At 60.5% G+C, this 17,037-nt stretch carries 17 protein-coding genes; 7 read left to right on the top strand and 10 right to left on the bottom strand.

Features of this window, described 5'->3' with window-relative positions; all coding sequences use genetic code 11:
* Window positions 1–109: 109 nt before the first annotated feature.
* The 3 genes from F8N49_RS15100 (at window position 110) to F8N49_RS15090 (ending at window position 1,963) form a co-directional block, all read left to right on the top strand.
* Window positions 110–481: a septal ring lytic transglycosylase RlpA family protein gene (locus tag F8N49_RS15100; protein WP_024011604.1), complete on the top strand. Its 372-nt coding sequence runs from the start codon at window positions 110–112 to the stop codon at window positions 479–481.
* A gap of 97 nt (window positions 482–578) precedes the next feature.
* Entirely contained in the window at window positions 579–1,589 is a 1,011-nt protein-coding gene (locus F8N49_RS15095; RefSeq protein WP_052392150.1) for a calcium/sodium antiporter, read from the top strand.
* Window positions 1,586–1,963, top strand: coding sequence for a carboxymuconolactone decarboxylase family protein (locus F8N49_RS15090; protein WP_151551842.1), 378 nt, complete (start codon window positions 1,586–1,588; stop codon window positions 1,961–1,963). The genes F8N49_RS15095 and F8N49_RS15090 overlap by 4 nt, the downstream gene beginning before the upstream one ends.
* An 84-nt stretch (window positions 1,964–2,047) precedes the next feature.
* Here the strand turns inward: F8N49_RS15090 and F8N49_RS15085 are convergent, their stop codons facing one another.
* From F8N49_RS15085 to kdgD, 5 genes are all read right to left on the bottom strand, one after another.
* On the bottom strand, window positions 2,048–2,989 hold the full coding sequence (locus F8N49_RS15085) for an AEC family transporter (RefSeq protein WP_016770674.1): 942 nt from the start codon (window positions 2,987–2,989) through the stop codon (window positions 2,048–2,050).
* 274 nt (window positions 2,990–3,263) lie between these two features.
* Window positions 3,264–4,817, bottom strand: coding sequence for a galactarate dehydratase (garD, locus tag F8N49_RS15080; RefSeq protein WP_016771706.1), 1,554 nt, complete (start codon window positions 4,815–4,817; stop codon window positions 3,264–3,266).
* An 11-nt stretch (window positions 4,818–4,828) separates the two neighbouring features.
* Entirely contained in the window at window positions 4,829–6,190 is a 1,362-nt protein-coding gene (locus F8N49_RS15075; protein ID WP_051600602.1) for an MFS transporter, read from the bottom strand.
* A 153-nt stretch (window positions 6,191–6,343) separates the two neighbouring features.
* A complete protein-coding gene (locus tag F8N49_RS15070) occupies window positions 6,344–7,789 on the bottom strand; it encodes an aldehyde dehydrogenase family protein (RefSeq protein ID WP_151551841.1) in 1,446 nt (481 codons plus the stop codon).
* 71 nt (window positions 7,790–7,860) lie between these two features.
* Window positions 7,861–8,772 (bottom strand): 5-dehydro-4-deoxyglucarate dehydratase, encoded by a 912-nt coding sequence (gene kdgD, locus F8N49_RS15065; RefSeq protein WP_016771708.1) that lies wholly within the window; start codon window positions 8,770–8,772, stop codon window positions 7,861–7,863.
* A gap of 298 nt (window positions 8,773–9,070) precedes the next feature.
* Between kdgD and F8N49_RS15060 the strand changes: the two genes are divergently transcribed.
* Both F8N49_RS15060 and F8N49_RS15055 read left to right on the top strand, forming a co-directional pair.
* Window positions 9,071–9,451, top strand: coding sequence for a hypothetical protein (locus F8N49_RS15060; protein ID WP_122750862.1), 381 nt, complete (start codon window positions 9,071–9,073; stop codon window positions 9,449–9,451).
* A 142-nt stretch (window positions 9,452–9,593) separates the two neighbouring features.
* A complete protein-coding gene (locus F8N49_RS15055) occupies window positions 9,594–9,947 on the top strand; it encodes a hypothetical protein (protein WP_122750861.1) in 354 nt (117 codons plus the stop codon).
* Between the two features lie 3 nt (window positions 9,948–9,950).
* Here the strand turns inward: F8N49_RS15055 and F8N49_RS15050 are convergent, their stop codons facing one another.
* The 4 genes from F8N49_RS15050 to F8N49_RS15035 form a co-directional block, all read right to left on the bottom strand.
* Window positions 9,951–10,697, bottom strand: coding sequence for a FadR/GntR family transcriptional regulator (locus F8N49_RS15050; protein ID WP_024011597.1), 747 nt, complete (start codon window positions 10,695–10,697; stop codon window positions 9,951–9,953).
* Between the two features lie 190 nt (window positions 10,698–10,887).
* Entirely contained in the window at window positions 10,888–12,615 is a 1,728-nt protein-coding gene (locus F8N49_RS15045; RefSeq protein WP_122747715.1) for an ABC transporter ATP-binding protein/permease, read from the bottom strand.
* 96 nt (window positions 12,616–12,711) lie between these two features.
* Window positions 12,712–13,272 (bottom strand): response regulator transcription factor, encoded by a 561-nt coding sequence (locus tag F8N49_RS15040; RefSeq protein ID WP_003221630.1) that lies wholly within the window; start codon window positions 13,270–13,272, stop codon window positions 12,712–12,714.
* Window positions 13,265–14,527, bottom strand: coding sequence for an ATP-binding protein (locus F8N49_RS15035; protein ID WP_016771713.1), 1,263 nt, complete (start codon window positions 14,525–14,527; stop codon window positions 13,265–13,267). Before F8N49_RS15035 ends, F8N49_RS15040 begins: the two co-directional genes overlap by 8 nt.
* Before the next feature lie 410 nt (window positions 14,528–14,937).
* Here F8N49_RS15035 and F8N49_RS15030 point away from each other — a divergent pair, with 410 nt between their 5' ends.
* On the top strand, window positions 14,938–15,654 hold the full coding sequence (locus F8N49_RS15030) for an SIMPL domain-containing protein (protein ID WP_016771714.1): 717 nt from the start codon (window positions 14,938–14,940) through the stop codon (window positions 15,652–15,654).
* 197 nt (window positions 15,655–15,851) lie between these two features.
* Here the strand turns inward: F8N49_RS15030 and F8N49_RS15025 are convergent, their stop codons facing one another.
* On the bottom strand, window positions 15,852–16,214 hold the full coding sequence (locus tag F8N49_RS15025) for a DUF6124 family protein (RefSeq protein ID WP_151551840.1): 363 nt from the start codon (window positions 16,212–16,214) through the stop codon (window positions 15,852–15,854).
* Window positions 16,215–16,413: 199 nt separating this feature from the next.
* Here F8N49_RS15025 and F8N49_RS15020 point away from each other — a divergent pair, with 199 nt between their 5' ends.
* Window positions 16,414–16,770 carry a hypothetical protein gene (locus tag F8N49_RS15020; protein WP_151551839.1) on the top strand — a complete coding sequence of 119 codons (357 nt, stop codon included), beginning with the start codon at window positions 16,414–16,416 and terminating at the stop codon, window positions 16,768–16,770.
* Window positions 16,771–17,037 lie beyond the last annotated feature (267 nt).

Here is a 17,037-nt window from a genome sequence, read left to right as displayed (position 1 = left end):
ATTTGCACCAGATAAACCGAGTTCTCAGTTTTGGGACTGCTGCGCAGTCCAACGGGGATAAATCCCATCGCCACAGGTCACTCCTACATTTGATCCGGGATACCTTTGAATGAAGCGTCTGTTGCTGAGCAGCGCCCTGCTCTCTCTGCTGGCCGGTTGCGCCAGTACCGACACCATCGACCCGCACGGCTATGACCAGACCGGCGTCGCCTCCTATTACGGAGCCAAACATCACGGTAAGCGCACCGCCAGCGGCGAAGCGTTCAACCAGCATTCCCTGACCGCCGCCCACCGCCAGTTGCCGTTCGGCACGCGGGTGAAGGTCACCAACCTGAAAAACGATGAATCAGTCGTGGTCCGCATCAATGACCGTGGCCCGCACACCCGTGGCCGGCTGATCGATCTGTCACGCGAGGCCGCCGATGAGATCGGCATGCTGCGCAGCGGCACCGCACGGGTTCGCGTGCAGGCCCTCGACTGATGGAGCGCCGACCATTTTCGGACTAGCCGATCTGCCGCTGATCAACGTCATCGAACTGCTCAGCGGCCTGTGTCTTTTGCTCATCGGCGCCGAGCTGATGGTGCGCGCCGCCGTGCGTCTGGCCGAGCGCCTGCATGTGCGTCCGTTGATCATCGGCCTGACCATCGTCGCCCTCGGCAGCAGCGCGCCGCAGATGACCGTGAGCCTGCAAGCGGCGTTGACCGACAACCCCGACATCGCCGTCGGCAGCGTGGTCGGCAGCGGCATCTTCAATATCCTCGTAACCCTTGGCCTGTCGGCACTGATCATCCCGCTGCGCGTGTCGCGGCAACTGGTGCGTCTGGATATCCCGTTGATGATCGGCGCCAGCCTGCTGGTATTCATCCTCGCCTGGAATAAAGACCTCGGGCGTTTCGACGGCGTCCTGCTGCTCGGCGCTCTGGCGCTGTACCTCGGCTTGCTGTTGCGTCAGTCGCGACATTCGACGCGCCCTCATACAGAGCGACCAACCGAGACGCAGCAATCCTGGTTGATCAGTGTGCTGATGATTCTCGCTGGCCTGGCCATGCTGGTGTTCGCCGGGCGTTTGCTGCTCGGCGCCGCCGTGGTCGTGGCCACCGACCTGGGCCTGTCGGAACGGGTCATCGGCCTGACCGTGGTTGCGGTCGGCACCTCGCTGCCGGAACTGGCGACCTCGCTGATCGCTGCGTTGCGCGGGCAGCGTGACATTGCCGTGGGCAACGTGATCGGCGCCAATCTGTTCAACCTGCTCGGGGTGCTCGGGCTGACCGCGCTGCTCGCACCGACGCCGCTTTCCGTCTCCCCCAACGCGCTGGATTTTGACTTGCCAGTGATGCTCGGCGTCGCTGCGCTGTGTCTGCCAGTGTTTTACTCGGGCTACCGAGTGACTCGAGCCGAAGGCTTGCTGCTGCTCGGTTTGTATCTGGTCTACGGGCTGCATGTGGTGTCGTTCACCACTGGTATGCCGCTGGCCGGCAAACTCGAGCGCTTGATGCTGTTTTATGTCCTGCCGGCGCTGCTGACGTTTCTGCTGTTCACGTCGATCCGCGCCTGGCGTCGCCAACACCACAAGAGAGATGTGCCATGAGCGAGTCGAAGCAGTCCGGGGTTGAAATCCGTCGTCAGGTCATGGGCGATGCGTTCGTTGATCGCGCCTTGGGCAACGCCACCGAGTTCACCCAGCCGTTGCAGGATTTCGTCAATGAACACGCCTGGGGCGGAGTGTGGAATCGCGAAGGTTTGTCGCTGAAAACCCGCAGCCTGATTACCCTCGCCGCGCTGACCGCGTTGAAGTGTCCGCAGGAGTTGAAGGGCCACGTGCGCGGTGCCCTGAACAATGGCTGCAGCGTGGAAGAGATTCGCGAAGCGCTGCTGCATTGCGCGGTGTATGCCGGCGTGCCAGCGGCGATCGATGCGTTTCGCGCGGCGCAGGAAGTGATTGATAGCTACCAGAAAAGCTAAAAGATCGCAGCCTTCGGCAGCTCCTACAGGAGACCGCATTTCCATGCAGGAGCTGCCGCAGGCTGCGATCTTTTGATCTTGCCTTCAGATCCACCCACCCCACTGCAACACAAAGATCCCGACATTGGTGGTAATAGCCGCCATCAACGTGGTCATCACGATAATCGCCGCTGCCAGCTCATGATTGCCCTGCGCCGCCCGGGCCATGACGAAACTTGCCGCCGCCGTCGGGCTACCGAAGTAAAGAAACAGAATCCCCAGTTCCGCCCCGCGAAAGCCCCACAACCACGCGCCCACGGTTGCCAGTAACGGCAGACCGACCATCTTCACCAGGCTGGAGCTGAGCGCCATCTTGCCGCTCTTGCGCAGCGCCGCCAGTGACAGCGTGCCACCGATACAAATCAGCGCCAGCGGCAACGTGGTTTGCGCCAGATACTGGCCGGAGGTCTCCAGCCAGCCCGGCAAACCGATCTTGAAATAGGCGAACGGCGCTGCCGAAATCACGCTGATGATCAGCGGGTTGCTGAACACGCTTTTGCAGATGCTCCACGGATCGGACTTGATCACCGGGCTGTATACCGCCAGCACGATGGTCGACAGCGTGTTGTAGAACAGGATCACCAGCGCCGCGAGAATCGCCCCGAGGGAAATGCCGTAATCGCCGTACATGCTCGCCGCCAGCGCCAGACCTATCACGCCGTTGTTGCCGCGAAACGCGCCTTGGGTGTAGATGCCGCGATCCTCACGCGGACACTTGAAAATCGCCCAGCCCCAGGCCACGGCGAAACTCACCAGGGTCGCGAGGGAAAAGTAGATGAGTAGCGAGGGTTGCAGTGCGGCGTGCAGGTCGGCGTGGAGGATGCCGAGGAACAGCAGCGCCGGCATGGTCACGTTGAACACCAGCGACGAGGCGGTGTGGATGAAGTTGTCGTTGATCCAGTCGATGCGCTTGAGCAGCACACCGAGAAACAGCATGGCAAACACCGGCGCGGTGATGTTCAGGGTTTCAAGAAAGATTGCCAGCATGCCGGGGAGCCTTGGGTGAGCGTCGATAGGGGGCTAATGATAAGCCACTTTCACCCTGATCGTTCCCGCGCTCTGCGTGGGAATGCAGCCCCAGGGCGCTCTGCGTCCCAAAGCGTGACGCGGAGCGTCACATGAGGCATTCCCACGCAGAGCGTGGGAACGATCACATCGACCCGATTTGTCAGGTCGATGTATAGCGCAAAACAACTCGGTCGGCCCCCTCTCCCTCCGGGAGAGGGCTGGGGTGAGGGGCTTTTGATCTTCCATGAAACGATCAGGTAATCGGCGCCGGGTTGAACAAGGTGATGTCGTTGTGCAGCTTGTGCTTCTCCGCCCAGGTCTGTTGCTTGCCACTGGCAACATCCAGGTAATAGTGAAACAACTCCCAGCCCAGTTCTTCGATGGTCGCGCGCCCGGTGGCAATGCGTCCGGCATCGATGTCGATCAGATCCGGCCAGCGCTGCGCCAGTTCGGTCCGCGTCGATACCTTGACCACCGGCGCCATGGCCAGCCCGTAAGGCGTGCCGCGACCGGTGGTGAACACGTGCAGGTTCATCCCTGCTGCCAGTTGCAACGTACCGCAGACAAAATCGCTGGCCGGCGTCGCGCAGAAAATCAGGCCCTTGTGCTTGAAGCGCTCGCCCGGGCCGAGCACGCCATTGATCGCGCTGCTGCCGGACTTGACGATCGAGCCCAGCGACTTCTCGACAATGTTCGACAACCCGCCCTTCTTGTTGCCCGGCGTGGTGTTGGCGCTGCGATCGGCTTCGCCCTTGGCCAGGTAACGGTCGTACCAGTCCATCTCGCGCACCAGCTCTTCGGCGACGGTTTGCGTCTGCGCCCGTGAGGTCAGCAGGTATATCGCATCGCGCACTTCGGTGACTTCGGAAAACATCACCGTCGCCCCCGCGCGCAACAGCAAGTCCGAGGCATAACCCAGCGCCGGGTTGGCGGTGATGCCGGAGAACGCGTCGCTGCCGCCGCACTGCATACCGAGAATCAGCTCGGAGGCCGGCACGGTTTCGCGGCGGCGCTGGTCGAGTTTCTTCAAACGCACTTCGGCCAGTTCCATGATCTGCTCGATCATTTCGGTGAAGCCGTGACTGGAATCCTGCAAGCGGTACAACCACGGATCGCTGAGATCCACCGAGGCATCGTCCTCGTGCATCACCTGCCCGGCCTGCAATTTCTCGCAGCCCAGACCGATCACCAGCGCCTCGCCACCCAGGTTCGGGTTGCGCGCCAGATTGCGCACGGTACGAATCGGGATATAGGCGTCGGTGGCGGTAATCGCCACACCGCAGCCATAACTGTGGGTCAGTGCCACCACGTCATCGACGTGCGGGTACTTCGGCAACAACTCTTCCTTGATGCGCTTGACCGCATGATCGAGCACGCCGGTGACGCACTGCACGGTGGTGGTGATGCCGAGAATGTTGCGCGTGCCGACGGTGCCGTCGGCGTTGCGATAACCCTCGAACGTGAAGCCTTCCAGCGGTGCCTGCGCATCCGGCACATCGGTGGACAGCGGCAAGCTGTCCAGCGGCGGCGCGGTCGGCATGCGCAGTTGATCTTCCTTGACCCAACTGCCACGACGGATCGGCTGCAAGGCATAGCCAATGATCTGCCCATAACGAATCACCGGGCCGCCTTCGGGAATATCCTCCAGGGTGACCTTGTGGCTCTGCGGTACGAAATCCAGGGTGACCAGGCCGTCGGCGAACTCGGTACCGGCCGGTACGCCCTGATCGTTGACCACCACTACAACGTTGTCCCGCTCGTGCAGGCGGATGTAGCGCGGCGAGTCGGAATGTTCAATCAACTGCATGACGCCGCTCCTCAGGAATGCGCTTGAGACAAATTGCCGGTGGCTTCATTGCCGCCCTTGGCTGGCGGCTCTTTCAACACCACACGCTTGATCGGGCCGACAATCACCAGATAGCTGAACACCGCGACCAGTGCGTTGGCGCCGACAAACACCAGCGCCCACTTGAACGAGCCGGTGGAGCTGATGATGTAGCCGATCACGATCGGCGTGGTGATCGAAGCGATGTTGCCGAAGGTGTTGAACAGGCCACCGCTCAGACCGGCGATCTGTTTCGGCGAAGTGTCGGAGACCACCGCCCAGCCCAGTGCGCCAACGCCTTTGCCGAAGAATGCAAGGGCCATGAAGCCCACGACCATCCATTCCACTTCAACATAGTTGCACGCGACGATGCTGCTCGACACCAGCAGGCCGGCGATGATCGGCGCCTTGCGAGCGAAAGTCAGCGAATGGCCCTTGCGCAGCAGGTAGTCGGAAATCACCCCGCCGAGCACGCCGCCGATAAAGCCGCAGATCGCCGGCAACGAAGCGATGAAACCGGCCTTGAGAATGGTCATGCCACGCTCTTGCACCAGATACACCGGGAACCAGGTCAGGAAGAAATAGGTGATGCCGTTGATGCAGTACTGGCCCAGATACACGCCCAGCATCATGCGGTTGGTCAGCAGCTGACGGATGTAATCCCACTTCGGACCGTCGGACTTCTTGCCCTTCTGATCCATGTCGACCATGCCGCCGTTGTCAGCGATGTGCTTGAACTCGGCCTCGTTGACCCGTGGGTGTTCGCGCGGGCTGTAGATGACTTTCAGCCACACCAGCGAGAACACGATACCGAGGATACCCATGACGATGAACACGTGCTCCCAGCCGAAGCTGTAGACGATCCAGCCCATCAACGGCGCGAACAGCACGGTGGCAAAGTATTGCGCCGAGTTGAAGATCGCCGAAGCGGTGCCGCGTTCAGCGGTCGGGAACCACGCCGCCACGATGCGCGCGTTGCCGGGGAACGATGGCGCTTCGGCCAGGCCCACCAGGAAACGCAGCATGAACAGCGCAACCACTGCCGTGGACATGCCGAATTCACCGACGAAGCCTTGCAGCACGGTGAACAGCGACCAGGTGAAAATGCTCAGGGCATAGACTTTTTTCGAGCCGAAGCGATCGAGCAGCCAGCCACCGGGAATTTGCCCGGCGACGTAGGCCCAACCGAATGCGGAGAAGATGTAGCCGAGGGTGACGGCGTCAATGCCAAGGTCCTTTTGCAGGCTGGAGCCGGCAATGGCGATCGTGGCACGGTCGGCGTAATTGATCGTGGTCACCAGAAACAGCATGAGCAGGATCAAATAGCGGACGTGAGTCGGCTTGGAGGATTGCATGCAGATGTACTCCCACTGATTATTTTTATGCGGGTAAAACATTCTTTGGTCTTTGTGGGAGCTGGCTTGCCAGCGATGGCATCAGCGCGGCGTGCCTGCAGCACCGCGTTGCCTGAATCGCTGGCAAGCCAGCTCCCACAGGTATTGCGTGTATCAGGAACCGATGTAGGCAGTCTTCACGACCGTGTAGAACTCTTGTGCATAGCGGCCCTGCTCACGGGAGCCGTAGGACGAGCCTTTACGCCCGCCGAACGGTACGTGGTAATCCACACCGGCGGTCGGCAGGTTGACCATCACCATCCCGGCCTGGGAGTGGCGCTTGAAGTGGTTGGCGTACTTCAGCGAGGTGGTGGCGATGCCGGCCGACAAGCCGAATTCGGTGTCGTTGGCCATTGCCAGCGCAGCTTCGTAATCGGCCACGCGAACGATGTTGGCCACTGGGCCGAAGATCTCTTCGCGGCTGATACGCATCGACGCTTCACTGTCGGCGAACAGGGTTGGCGCGAGGAAGTAGCCCTCGGTGTCGCAAGTCACCACACCACCGCCGCTGACCAGACGTGCACCTTCGGACTGGCCGATGTCGATGTACTTCATGTCCTGTTCAAGCTGCGCCTGGGAAACCACCGGACCTATGTCGGTGCCGGCTTCCAGCGCGTGGCCGACCTTGATCGACTTCATGCGCTCGGCCATCGCTTCAACGAACTTGTCGTGAATGCCGGCGGTAACGATCAGACGGCTCGACGCAGTGCAGCGCTGGCCGGTGGAGTAGAACGCGCTCTGCACCGACAGCTCGACCGCTTGCTTGAGGTCGGCGTCGTCGAGAATGATCTGCGGGTTCTTGCCGCCCATTTCCAGCTGCACCTTGGCCTGGCGCGAAACGCAGTTGACCGCGATCTGACGACCCACGCCCACCGAACCGGTGAAGCTGATGCCGTCGACTTTCGGGCTGTTGACCAACGCCTCGCCAACCACGCGACCGCTGCCCATTACCAGGTTGAACACACCGGCCGGGAAGCCCGCGCGGGAAATGATTTCGGCCAGCGCCCAGGCGCAGCCCGGCACCAGATCGGCAGGCTTGAGTACGACGCAGTTGCCATAGGCCAGGGCCGGAGCAATTTTCCACGCCGGGATGGCAATCGGGAAGTTCCACGGGGTGATCAGACCGACCACGCCCAGCGCTTCGCGGGTGACTTCGACGTTGACGCCCGGGCGAACCGACGGCACGTAGTCACCGGACAGGCGCAGGCATTCACCGGCGAAGAACTTGAAAATATTGCCGGCGCGGGTCACTTCACCGATCGCTTCCGGCAGGGTCTTGCCCTCTTCACGGGCCAACAGCGTGCCGAGCTCTTCGCGACGGGCGAGGATCTCGCTCCCGACTTTATCCAGCGAATCGTGACGGGCCTGAATGCCCGACGTGGAGTACGCCGGGAACGCAGCGCGAGCAGCGTCGATGGCGGCGTTGACCTGGGTCAGGTCAGCCTTGGCGTAATCGCCGATGGTGTCGCTGAGTTCGGACGGGTTGATGTTGGCCGAGTAATCGGCACCGGCGACCCATTCGCCATTGATGTAGTTGTCGTAGCGTTTTGCAGTTGTCACAGGGCAGCCCTCAACTCTAAAAGCCTTCACGCAAAAAGCCGCTGATTGCTCAGCGGCCTCGCTTTTCTCGTTTATTGCGCGCCTTGCTTGTCGATCAGCGCGGCGAGCATTTCGTACTCTTCGCCGGTCAGGTCGGTCAGCGGCGCACGCACCGGACCTGCGTCATAGCCGGCGATTTTTGCACCTGCCTTGACGATGCTCACGGCGTAACCGGCCTTGCGGTTGCGGATGTCCAGGTACGGCAGGAAGAAGTCGTCGATGATCTTGCCGACGGTGGCGTGATCTTCGCGAGCGATCGCGTGGTAGAAGTCCATCGCGGTTTTCGGGATGAAGTTGAACACCGCCGAGGAGTACACCGGCACGCCCAACGCCTTGTAGGCAGCGGCGTAGACTTCGGCGGTCGGCAAACCACCCAGGTAGCTGAAGCGATCACCGAGGCGGCGACGGATCGACACCATCAACTCGATATCGCCCAGGCCATCCTTGTAGCCGATCAGGTTCGGGCAGCGCTCGGCCAGACGTTCCAGCAGCGGCGCGTTGAGGCGGCAAACGTTGCGGTTGTAGACGACCACGCCGATCTTCACCGATTTGCACACGGCTTCAACGTGGGCGGCAACACCGTCCTGGCTCGCTTCGGTCAGGTAGTGCGGCAGCAGCAACAGGCCTTTGGCGCCCAGACGCTCGGCTTCCTGAGCGTATTCGATGGCCTGGCGGGTCGAACCACCGACGCCGGCGAGGATCGGCACGCTGGTTGCACAGGTGTCGACGGCAGTCTTGATGATTTCCGAGTATTCGCTGGCGGCCAGGGAGAAGAACTCACCGGTGCCGCCGGCGGCGAACAGAGCCGAAGCGCCATACGGAGCCAGCCATTCCAGGCGTTTGATGTAGCCCGCGCGATTGAAATCGCCTTGCGCGTTGAAATCGGTCACCGGGAAAGACAGCAGGCCGGCAGAGAGGATGGACTTCAGTTCTTGTGGATTCATTATTCGAACACCCTGGTAGCAACGTTTTATTGTGAGTGGACCGTTCAGCCTTCGCCGAAGTTGTAGGTCATCGTACAACTTAAAAAATAACCGTCAACTGCATTTCATCGTTGGCAGGGCTTTTTTGTCCGACAAAATCACTACCTATGCTTCTGGAAATCGCTGGAAGGCCCGTCCTTGAAGCATTTGCTCGCGGAAATATCTGGTCTGGATTCGTTTAATTCTGAGAGGACCAGCGGCTCGTAAAGTACGTCGACTGCCACGAAGGATCGTGGCGGACCACTCAAAGGAAGCCGCTATGTCGATGCATTTTGCCGCCCCCACCCTCACCCACATCGCCCCTGCGCAAGACGACTGCGTGACACTTCAGCTCTCGCAACTGCCGGAGATCCTCACCGTGCAGGTCCCGGATTCCAGCGATTTCGCAGCAAACTGGAGCGTCTACGCGATCCTCGGCAGCGATGCCGAGGAACCCGAATGGGAAGGTGATGAGGTGGACACTGGCGCCTGGGACGACGCCGAGGATGAAATGGAGAAGCTGTTCGACATCGAGGTGCAACTGCCGAAAGAGGCGCTGCAACCGTACCTGAACCGCGAGGTGGAGCTGAGGTACAAATTTCGGGATGAGTCGAGTATGGAACCGTATTCGCAGGCGTTGAGGTTGCGGGTTGAGGCGTGAGGGATTGGGTGTTTGAGGAATGACCGTTGGTCGGGACTGGTATTTCTTACAGGTGCGGCAGCAGGTCTAGCGATCCTTAAATGGATACGCGAGACAAGCTCCCGCATTTCGCCAAATCAGACTTAACAAAAGGATTTTGACAATGACTAACGCAACGCTCCCCCCTTTGCCGGCTCCAGCACTGACAGAAGCAGCAAACGGCATTATCTCTGTCAGCACAATTAAAGACCCGACCGACGCTGTGGTACCTGCTTATGAAGGAGCCACGCTAGGGGACCAAGTGAAACTGATGCTTGTCATCGGCAACAAGCAATGGGATTACTCGAAAGTCCTGACTTCCGCTGATGTCGGCAAGAAGATTACTTTCGGAATTGAGAGGGATCATTTTTCGAAGGGTCTCGCTGCGGCAGCAGATGCCCGGTTGTGGTACAGCATCTCGCGAGACGGTCAAATCCCTGGCATGTCTTCAGAGCTCAAGGTTGCCATAGTGCGTTAAGCACTACCCCTGCGCCTGCGCCTCTTCATGGGCCTGGCGCAGTCTCTCACGGCTGTTGGTCAGGTGCAGGCGCATCGCCGCACGCGCAGCATCGGAATCCTGACGGGCAATTGCGTCGTAGATTTCCTCGTGCTCGCGGCTCAGGCGACCCATGTAGTGCTGCTGATCATCATGGGCCAAACGCGCCGAGTTCAGCCGGGTACGCGGAATGATGCTGGTGCCCAGGTGCGTCATGATGTCGGTGAAGTAGCGGTTGCCGGTGGACAGGGCGATTTCCAGGTGGAAAGCGAAGTCCGACGACACCGCATCGCTGGCATGCGAGGCGCTTTCGTTCAAGGCGTCGAGGGCGGCGCGCATGGTTGCCAGTTGCTCGGGGCTGCGGCGCTGCGCGGCGAGGCCGGCGGATTCGACTTCGAGGCTGATGCGCAATTCGAGAATCGCCAGCACGTCACGCAGGGTGACCACGGTGGCCGGATCGATACGGAAACCGCTCGGGCTTGGCGTGTCGAGAACAAAGGTGCCAATGCCGTGGCGGGTTTCCACCTGACCGGCGGCCTGCAGACGGGAAATCGCCTCGCGGACCACGGTGCGGCTGACACCATGGGCTTCCATGATCGCCGACTCGGTGGGCAATTTGTCGCCACGCTTGAGCAGGCCATCACGGATCTGCTCGCTCAACACCGTCACCAATTCCTGGGCGAGGCTGCGGCGCTTGCGGGGGAGGCGCGGGGTGTCGATCAGCTTTTCCATGGTCTGCATCTTGTCTCGAAAGTTCGGCTTGGCGCCATCATAGCTCAAGCGAGTTGTACGATCACTTTCCGTTCCACACAAATCCTGTGGGAGCTGGCTTGCCAGCGATGAGGCCATATCAGGCGACATAGATGTCGCCTGTTGCGCCGCCATCGCTGGCAAGCCAGCTCCCACAGAGGTATTGCACTATTCAGGCAGTTACGGGTTGCTCCACCAAATGCCCGCTGTCGATCCGCACATGCCGTGGATGGAATCGTTTCAAACTGCTTCGGTGACCGACGCTGACGATGCTCAGACCCGGAATCTCATCGATCAACGCCTGATACAACGTCGCCTCGTCCTCTTCATCCATCGCCGATGTAGCCTCGTCCATGTACAGCCATTGCGGTGCGTAGAGAAGCGCGCGGGCGAAGGCCAGGCGTTGTTGCTCGCCCGGTGAAAGCATGCGCTGCCAGTGATTGGCTTCATCCAGCCGCCCAACCAAGTGCGGCAGACGACAGGTTTCCAGCACCTGTGCATAACGCTCCAGCGCGTAGGTATCGCCCGGCTGTGGATAACTCAACGCTTCACGCAATGTGCCGATCGGCAGATAAGGCTTCTGCGGCAGGAACAGATAACGCGCCGCCGGTAAACGAATATTGCCGTGCCCCGCCGGCCACAAATGCCCCATCGCCCGCAGCAATGTGGACTTGCCGCTGCCGGAACGGCCGCTGAGCATCACGCGCTCACCCGGTTCAACGGTCATGTCAGCGTCGGTCAGCAGGTGACGACCATCAGCCAGATCCAGGCCGAGGTTGTGCACCTGCAAGTCGCTGCCCTGATTCTGCACGTCGATGGCCGGGGTGCGTTGTTCGTTGTCGCTCATGGCCTGACGGAAACTCAGCAGACGATCACAGGTGGCGCGCCAAGCGGCCAAGTCCGAATACGCAGTGATGAACCAGCTGAAATTCTCCTGCACGTTGCCGAACGCCGAGTTGATTTGCATCAGCTCGCCCAGTTCGATCTTGCCGGACAGATAGCGTGGTGCGGCGACGACAAACGGGAAAATGATTGCGATCTGACCGTAGCCGGAGGTGAAGAACGTCAGGCGCTTGGACACGCGCATGATGTCCCAGAAATTGTGCCAGACCAGCCCGAAGCGGTTGCTCAGGCGGCGGTTCTCATTCGGTTCGCCGTTGTACAAGGCGATGCTTTCCGCGTTCTCACGCACGCGCACCATGGAAAAACGCAGGTCTGCTTCGAAGCGTTGTTGCTTGTTGTTCAGACCGATCAGACGGCGACCGATCAAATGCGTCAGCCAACTGCCCACCGCTGCATACAACAGCGCACACCAGAACATGTAGCCGGGAATCTCGATGCCGAACACTTCGATACTGCCCGACACTCCCCACAAAATGATCGAGAACGACACCAGACTGACAATCGTGCGCAGCAGCCCGAGGCCCAGGCTCAGGGTGTTGGCGGTGTAAGTGTTGAGGTCTTCGGAAATCCGCTGGTCGGGGTTATCGGTATAACCGCCCTGCTCCAGCTGATAGTAATTCTTGTGGTCGAGCCAGCGCTTGAAGTGCTTTTCGGTCAGCCAAGCCCGCCAGCGAATCGTCAGCATCTGCGTCAGATACAACCGATACACCGCGCCGAGAATCGCCACCGTCGCGATGCCGCAGAAATACAGGATCAACTGCCAGAACGCGGCTTCATCCTTTCTCTGCAAAGCGTTGTAGAAATCCTTGTACCAACTGTTGATCCACACCGAGATCGCCACGCTGAACAGCGTCAGCGCAATTACGGCAATCAGCAACGTCCAGGCCTTGCCCTTCTCTTCGCTGCGCCAGTAAGGCGTGGTCATCGCCCAGACTTTGCGAAAAAACTGCCCGCGCACAGCATCGTTGACCGCGGAATATTCAGCGTTCTGATTCATGGATAAGGCTCGATAGTAAAAAGAACGGACACGCGCCGATCATAGATGATCGGCGCGTTTTATCGCGAGGGCTGGCGATAGTCGTTCAGCGCAGGTTCAGCGACGAACCGGACGCTTCTGCAATTTGCGCTGCAGGGTGCGGCGGTGCATGCCCAGCGCGCGGGCCGTGGCGGAAATGTTGCCTTCGTGCTCGGTGAGCACGCGCTGGATGTGCTCCCATTGCAGGCGATCGACCGACATCGGGTTTTCCGGCACCAGACTGTCGAGGTCGGCATGCTCGGACAGCAGCGCGGCCAGAACGTCGTCGGCATCGGCGGGTTTGCACAGGTAGTTGCAGGCGCCACGCTTGATCGCCTCGACTGCCGTGGCAATGCTCGAATAACCGGTGAGGATCACCACGCGCATTTCCGGATCGAGTTCCAGCAGCTTGGGCAGCAGGACCAGACCGGAGTCGCCGTCCATTTTCAGGTCCAGCGCGGCGTAATCAGGCAGATCGGCCTGGGCGATGGTCAGGCCTTCTTCCGCAGAACCGGCAGTGCTGACGCGAAAGCCGCGGCGGGCCATGGCGCGGGCCATGACGCGGGTGAAGGTCGCGTCGTCGTCGACCAGCAGCAGATGCGGCAGTTCTTCGCCTTCGACTTGGATTTCGTCACTCATGTTGGTCTCCTCGGGCGCCGTGGGGCAGGCGCAGCTCGGTGAGCGTGCCGCCTTCCTCATGACTATAGAGTTTCACTGAGCCACCGGCGCGTGTCACGCTGGCCTTGCTCAAAAACAGGCCCAGGCCGAAACCTTTGCCCTTGGTGGTAAAAAACGGTTTGCCGATCTGCTCGGCGATGGCCAGCGGCACACCGGCGCCGTGGTCGCGAATGCTGATGGTCAAAGTCTCTGCGTCCCAGTCCAGCGTCACCTGGAGATTTTCCGGGCAGGCGTCAGCGGCGTTATTGAGCAGATTCAGCAAAGCCTGGGTCAGATCCGGCGGCGGCGCCATGCGCGGCACCGCCCCCTGGCCGAGACGCTGGAAGCGGTAACTGGCTTCCGGGCGCATCAGGTGCCAGCGGTTCAACGCCTCGTCGAGCCAGTCGGTAACGTCCTGCATCTCCACCGCCAGACGCCGATTGGCCTCAGCGGCGCGGACCAGTTGCTGCAAGGTTTCCTTGCACAGCTTGACCTGATCCTGCAGCACCTTCAGATCGTCCTGCAGCAACGCATCGGGGTGATCCTGCTGCATTTCCTTGAGCAGCACGCTCATGGTCGCCAGCGGTGTGCCCAATTCATGCGCCGCACCGGCGGCCTGGGTCGCAACGGCGAGCAGCTGCTGATCGCGCAGGCCTTCTTCGCGGCGAATCGCGCGCAATTCTTCCTGCCGGCGCAGCTCTTCAGCCATACGCGCGGCGAAGAACGTGATGACCGCAGCAGCCAGGGCAAAGCTCAGCCACATGCCGTAGATCTGCAGATTCTCACGGGCGACCGGCAGGGTTTCCAGCGGATAGAAACGCGTCAGCATCAGCGTGTACAGCGCCAGCGCGATACCGGACAGAATCACCGAATAACGCCACGGCAAGGTCACCGCCGCGATGGTCAACGGCACCAGATAATAGGAAACGAACGGGTTGGTCGAACCGCCGGAGAAATACAGCAGCGCACTGTGAATCACCAGATCGCAAGCCAGTTGCAGCGCGTATTCAAGCTCGGTCACCGGCCACGACGTGCGCAGGCGCACGGCGGTGAACACGCAGAGCAGAATCGAACAGCCCAGGGTCATCGCCAATTGCACCCACGGCAATGGCAACAATTGCAGCCAGTAGGCCAGGCCCACGGACCCGGCCTGTGCAGCGAGCACCAGGGTGCGAATGAAAGTCAGCCGCCAGAGGTTCTGGCGAGTGGCGGAAGTCAGTTGTACGGGGGCGAGCATGAGCTCTCCTGATGAGCGCTCCAGGCGGATCGCACGGAGTATAACCAAGGCGCGGGGTTCAGAGGCGAAAGTGCGGCAAACGACCACATGGCGACGATGGAGAATTCATCTGAGTTGAAGAAGATGCCGAGGGCTATTGGCGATCAATTGTGGCGAGGGGATTTATCCCCGCGGCTGGCGGAGCCGCCCCCAAATCATGCGACCTCATTTAACCAGACATACCGCATCAGCCGGATTTGCAACTGCTGCGCAGCCGAACGGGGATAAATCCCCTCGCCACAGAAGCACTCCCCACTGCGCGCAGGCATCTGTATAGAAGTTGTAACTGGGCGAACCGGATCATAGAAGTTAGAGTCTGATGGTTCACGCAGGCCGCGACCCATCACCTGCGCCTCATTCAAGGAGCCTTCATGCACACATTTCGCCGCAGCGCCGCCCTCCTCGCCCTGACCGTCGGCAGCGTCGCCAGCCTCCCGGCGCTGGCCGCCGATGAGCTGCACTACAACCAGATTTCCCTGCGCGCCGAAGTCAGCCAGGAAGTGGCCCGCGACCAGATGATCGTGACGCTCTATACCGAAGAGCAGAACACCGACCCGGCCAAACTCGCCGCCGCCATCAGCACCACCATGAACAAGGCCACCGCCCAGGCCAAACAAGTCAAAGACATCACCCTGCGCACGGGCAGCCGCAACAGCTATCCGATCTACGACACCAAAGGCCAGAAGATCACCGGCTGGCGCGAACGCGCCGAACTGCGCCTGGAAAGCACCGACTTCGCCGCCCTGTCCAAACTCACCGGCGAGTTGCTGACCGACCTGAAAATGGGCGGCATGGACTTCGCCATCGCCGACCCGACCCGCAAGGCCAGCGAAGACCAGTTGCTCAAAGAAGCCGTCACTGCCTTCAAGACCCGCGCCCAACTGGCCACCGACGCCCTGGGCGGCAAGGGTTATAAAATCGTCAACCTGAACCTCAACAGCAACGGTTACCCACAACCGTACCTGCGCGCGCCGATGATGATGAAAGCCGCAGCCATGGATTCCGCGCCAGTCACGCCGGAAGTCGAAGCAGGCACCAGTCAGGTCAGCATGACCGCTGATGGCTCGATTGAAGTGCTGATGCAGTGATTTGAGCTTGGCTGAATGAAAGACCGGCAATCAGTAAATGGTTGCCGGTTTTTTTGTGCTTGGGTTTTGTAGTGAATGATCCACCGCTATCGCTGGCAAGCCAGCTCCCACAGGTTTTGTAGTGTTTTGAAAATCGCATATAACCCTGTGGGAGCGGGCTTGCCCGCGAAAAACGATAACGCGGTGGCCCTGACTGATTACGTACGCGGATCAACCCGATCCAGCGCCCGATTCACCGCCAGCTCCGCCAGCATGATGATCTGCTGAATCGCCAGCGCCGTATTGCGCTGCGGCCTACCAAGCTGATCGGCGAAATCGCTGGCCAGCGTATTGGCTGAAGCAAGGGACTCACAGGCGTGAGCCAGCAGGCTTTCGGTGTCGATGTCGGGCTGGACCAGAAACATCGTGCCGGGCGGATGGGGTTTGCCGGGTGGCGGGCAGAGATAGAAATCGAGGGCACGCTTGATGGCTTCGCGGTTCTTCGCGAGATCGTCGGCACGCAGCGCGGCTTCGAGGGGGGTTGAGGTTTCTTCGGGTGGGTCGGGGACTGGTTTGCTCATGCGCTTCACCTATGAGGTTGAGCCATCTCGATGCCGTTTCTCACACGGCGAAGAGGTGGCAGCTTTGTGCGGGGTGAGAAAACCGGTCATAGGCACCCGGCCGGACATAAGCCCGCCCGCACAGAGCCGCCATAACGCACTTGCAGGCAGCAAACTTGCTGGCGGCAATTATGCGGATCTGGGCACTGAATGACTATGAATGTCGGGTTCTCACACCCGATCGCTGAACAACCAGCGACGACCCAAGCCTAGAGAGCGGACGTCCGACGGACAACCTGAAAACCTTGTGGGAAGGTTCGGGTTATTTGGCATCGGAATTAAACAAACTCAAGTCCTCGGGGGCCTGGACGTGCCGCATCGCGAGCAGGCTCACTCCTACAATTGGATCGAGCACAACCTCAAGAAACAGGTCGGCTGTCAGGCCGCCTTCGCGAGCAGGCTCGCTCCCACAGAAAAGCAAAAGCAAAAGATCGCAGCCTTCGGCAGCTCCTACACAATGAGCGCAAGCTCGAGTACCGCTTTTGATCTTGATCCACCGGCGACGTCGGAAGGCTGAGTGGAGGGATTGATCCGGGTGTGGGAGCGCAGCGACCGTCTGGCGCAGCCAGACACAGCGGAAGGAGGTGCAGCGAAGCAAACCGGAGCCGCTGCGCCCGGATCAGTCCCGGAGCGAAGGAACCCGAGCCTGCGAGGGCCGAACGTAGGAGCAAGCCTTTTGGGTTACCTTTTTGGCGTTTGAAAAAGGTGACCCGCCGTAAGGGCGGAACCGTAATCCGCAACACCCGCAGTAACGGATATACACCCAAAACCCCAAGAGCCTGGT

Origin of the sequence: Pseudomonas sp. GXM4 (genome assembly GCF_008923895.1) — a bacterium.
Lineage (GTDB): Bacteria > Pseudomonadota > Gammaproteobacteria > Pseudomonadales > Pseudomonadaceae > Aquipseudomonas > Aquipseudomonas atacamensis.
The sequence above is the reverse complement of the archived record's forward strand: the minus strand, read 5'-3'. Positions and strand labels throughout refer to the sequence as shown.

Excerpts from the sequence above, each read along its gene's own strand:
- F8N49_RS15100 (WP_024011604.1), top strand. The coding sequence starts at position 110 with ATGAAGCGTCTGTTGCTGAGCAGCGCCCTGCTCTCTCTGCTGGCCGGT.
- F8N49_RS15095 (WP_052392150.1), top strand. The coding sequence starts at position 579 with ATGGTGCGCGCCGCCGTGCGTCTGGCCGAGCGCCTGCATGTGCGTCCG.
- F8N49_RS15090 (WP_151551842.1), top strand. The coding sequence starts at position 1,586 with ATGAGCGAGTCGAAGCAGTCCGGGGTTGAAATCCGTCGTCAGGTCATG.
- F8N49_RS15085 (WP_016770674.1), bottom strand. The coding sequence starts at position 2,989 with ATGCTGGCAATCTTTCTTGAAACCCTGAACATCACCGCGCCGGTGTTT.
- garD (WP_016771706.1), bottom strand. The coding sequence starts at position 4,817 with ATGCAGTTGATTGAACATTCCGACTCGCCGCGCTACATCCGCCTGCAC.
- F8N49_RS15075 (WP_051600602.1), bottom strand. The coding sequence starts at position 6,190 with ATGCAATCCTCCAAGCCGACTCACGTCCGCTATTTGATCCTGCTCATG.
- kdgD (WP_016771708.1), bottom strand. The coding sequence starts at position 8,772 with ATGAATCCACAAGAACTGAAGTCCATCCTCTCTGCCGGCCTGCTGTCT.
- F8N49_RS15060 (WP_122750862.1), top strand. The coding sequence starts at position 9,071 with ATGTCGATGCATTTTGCCGCCCCCACCCTCACCCACATCGCCCCTGCG.
- F8N49_RS15055 (WP_122750861.1), top strand. The coding sequence starts at position 9,594 with ATGACTAACGCAACGCTCCCCCCTTTGCCGGCTCCAGCACTGACAGAA.
- F8N49_RS15050 (WP_024011597.1), bottom strand. The coding sequence starts at position 10,697 with ATGGAAAAGCTGATCGACACCCCGCGCCTCCCCCGCAAGCGCCGCAGC.
- F8N49_RS15045 (WP_122747715.1), bottom strand. The coding sequence starts at position 12,615 with ATGAATCAGAACGCTGAATATTCCGCGGTCAACGATGCTGTGCGCGGG.
- F8N49_RS15040 (WP_003221630.1), bottom strand. The coding sequence starts at position 13,272 with ATGAGTGACGAAATCCAAGTCGAAGGCGAAGAACTGCCGCATCTGCTG.
- F8N49_RS15035 (WP_016771713.1), bottom strand. The coding sequence starts at position 14,527 with ATGCTCGCCCCCGTACAACTGACTTCCGCCACTCGCCAGAACCTCTGG.
- F8N49_RS15030 (WP_016771714.1), top strand. The coding sequence starts at position 14,938 with ATGCACACATTTCGCCGCAGCGCCGCCCTCCTCGCCCTGACCGTCGGC.
- F8N49_RS15025 (WP_151551840.1), bottom strand. The coding sequence starts at position 16,214 with ATGAGCAAACCAGTCCCCGACCCACCCGAAGAAACCTCAACCCCCCTC.
- F8N49_RS15020 (WP_151551839.1), top strand. The coding sequence starts at position 16,414 with ATGTCGGGTTCTCACACCCGATCGCTGAACAACCAGCGACGACCCAAG.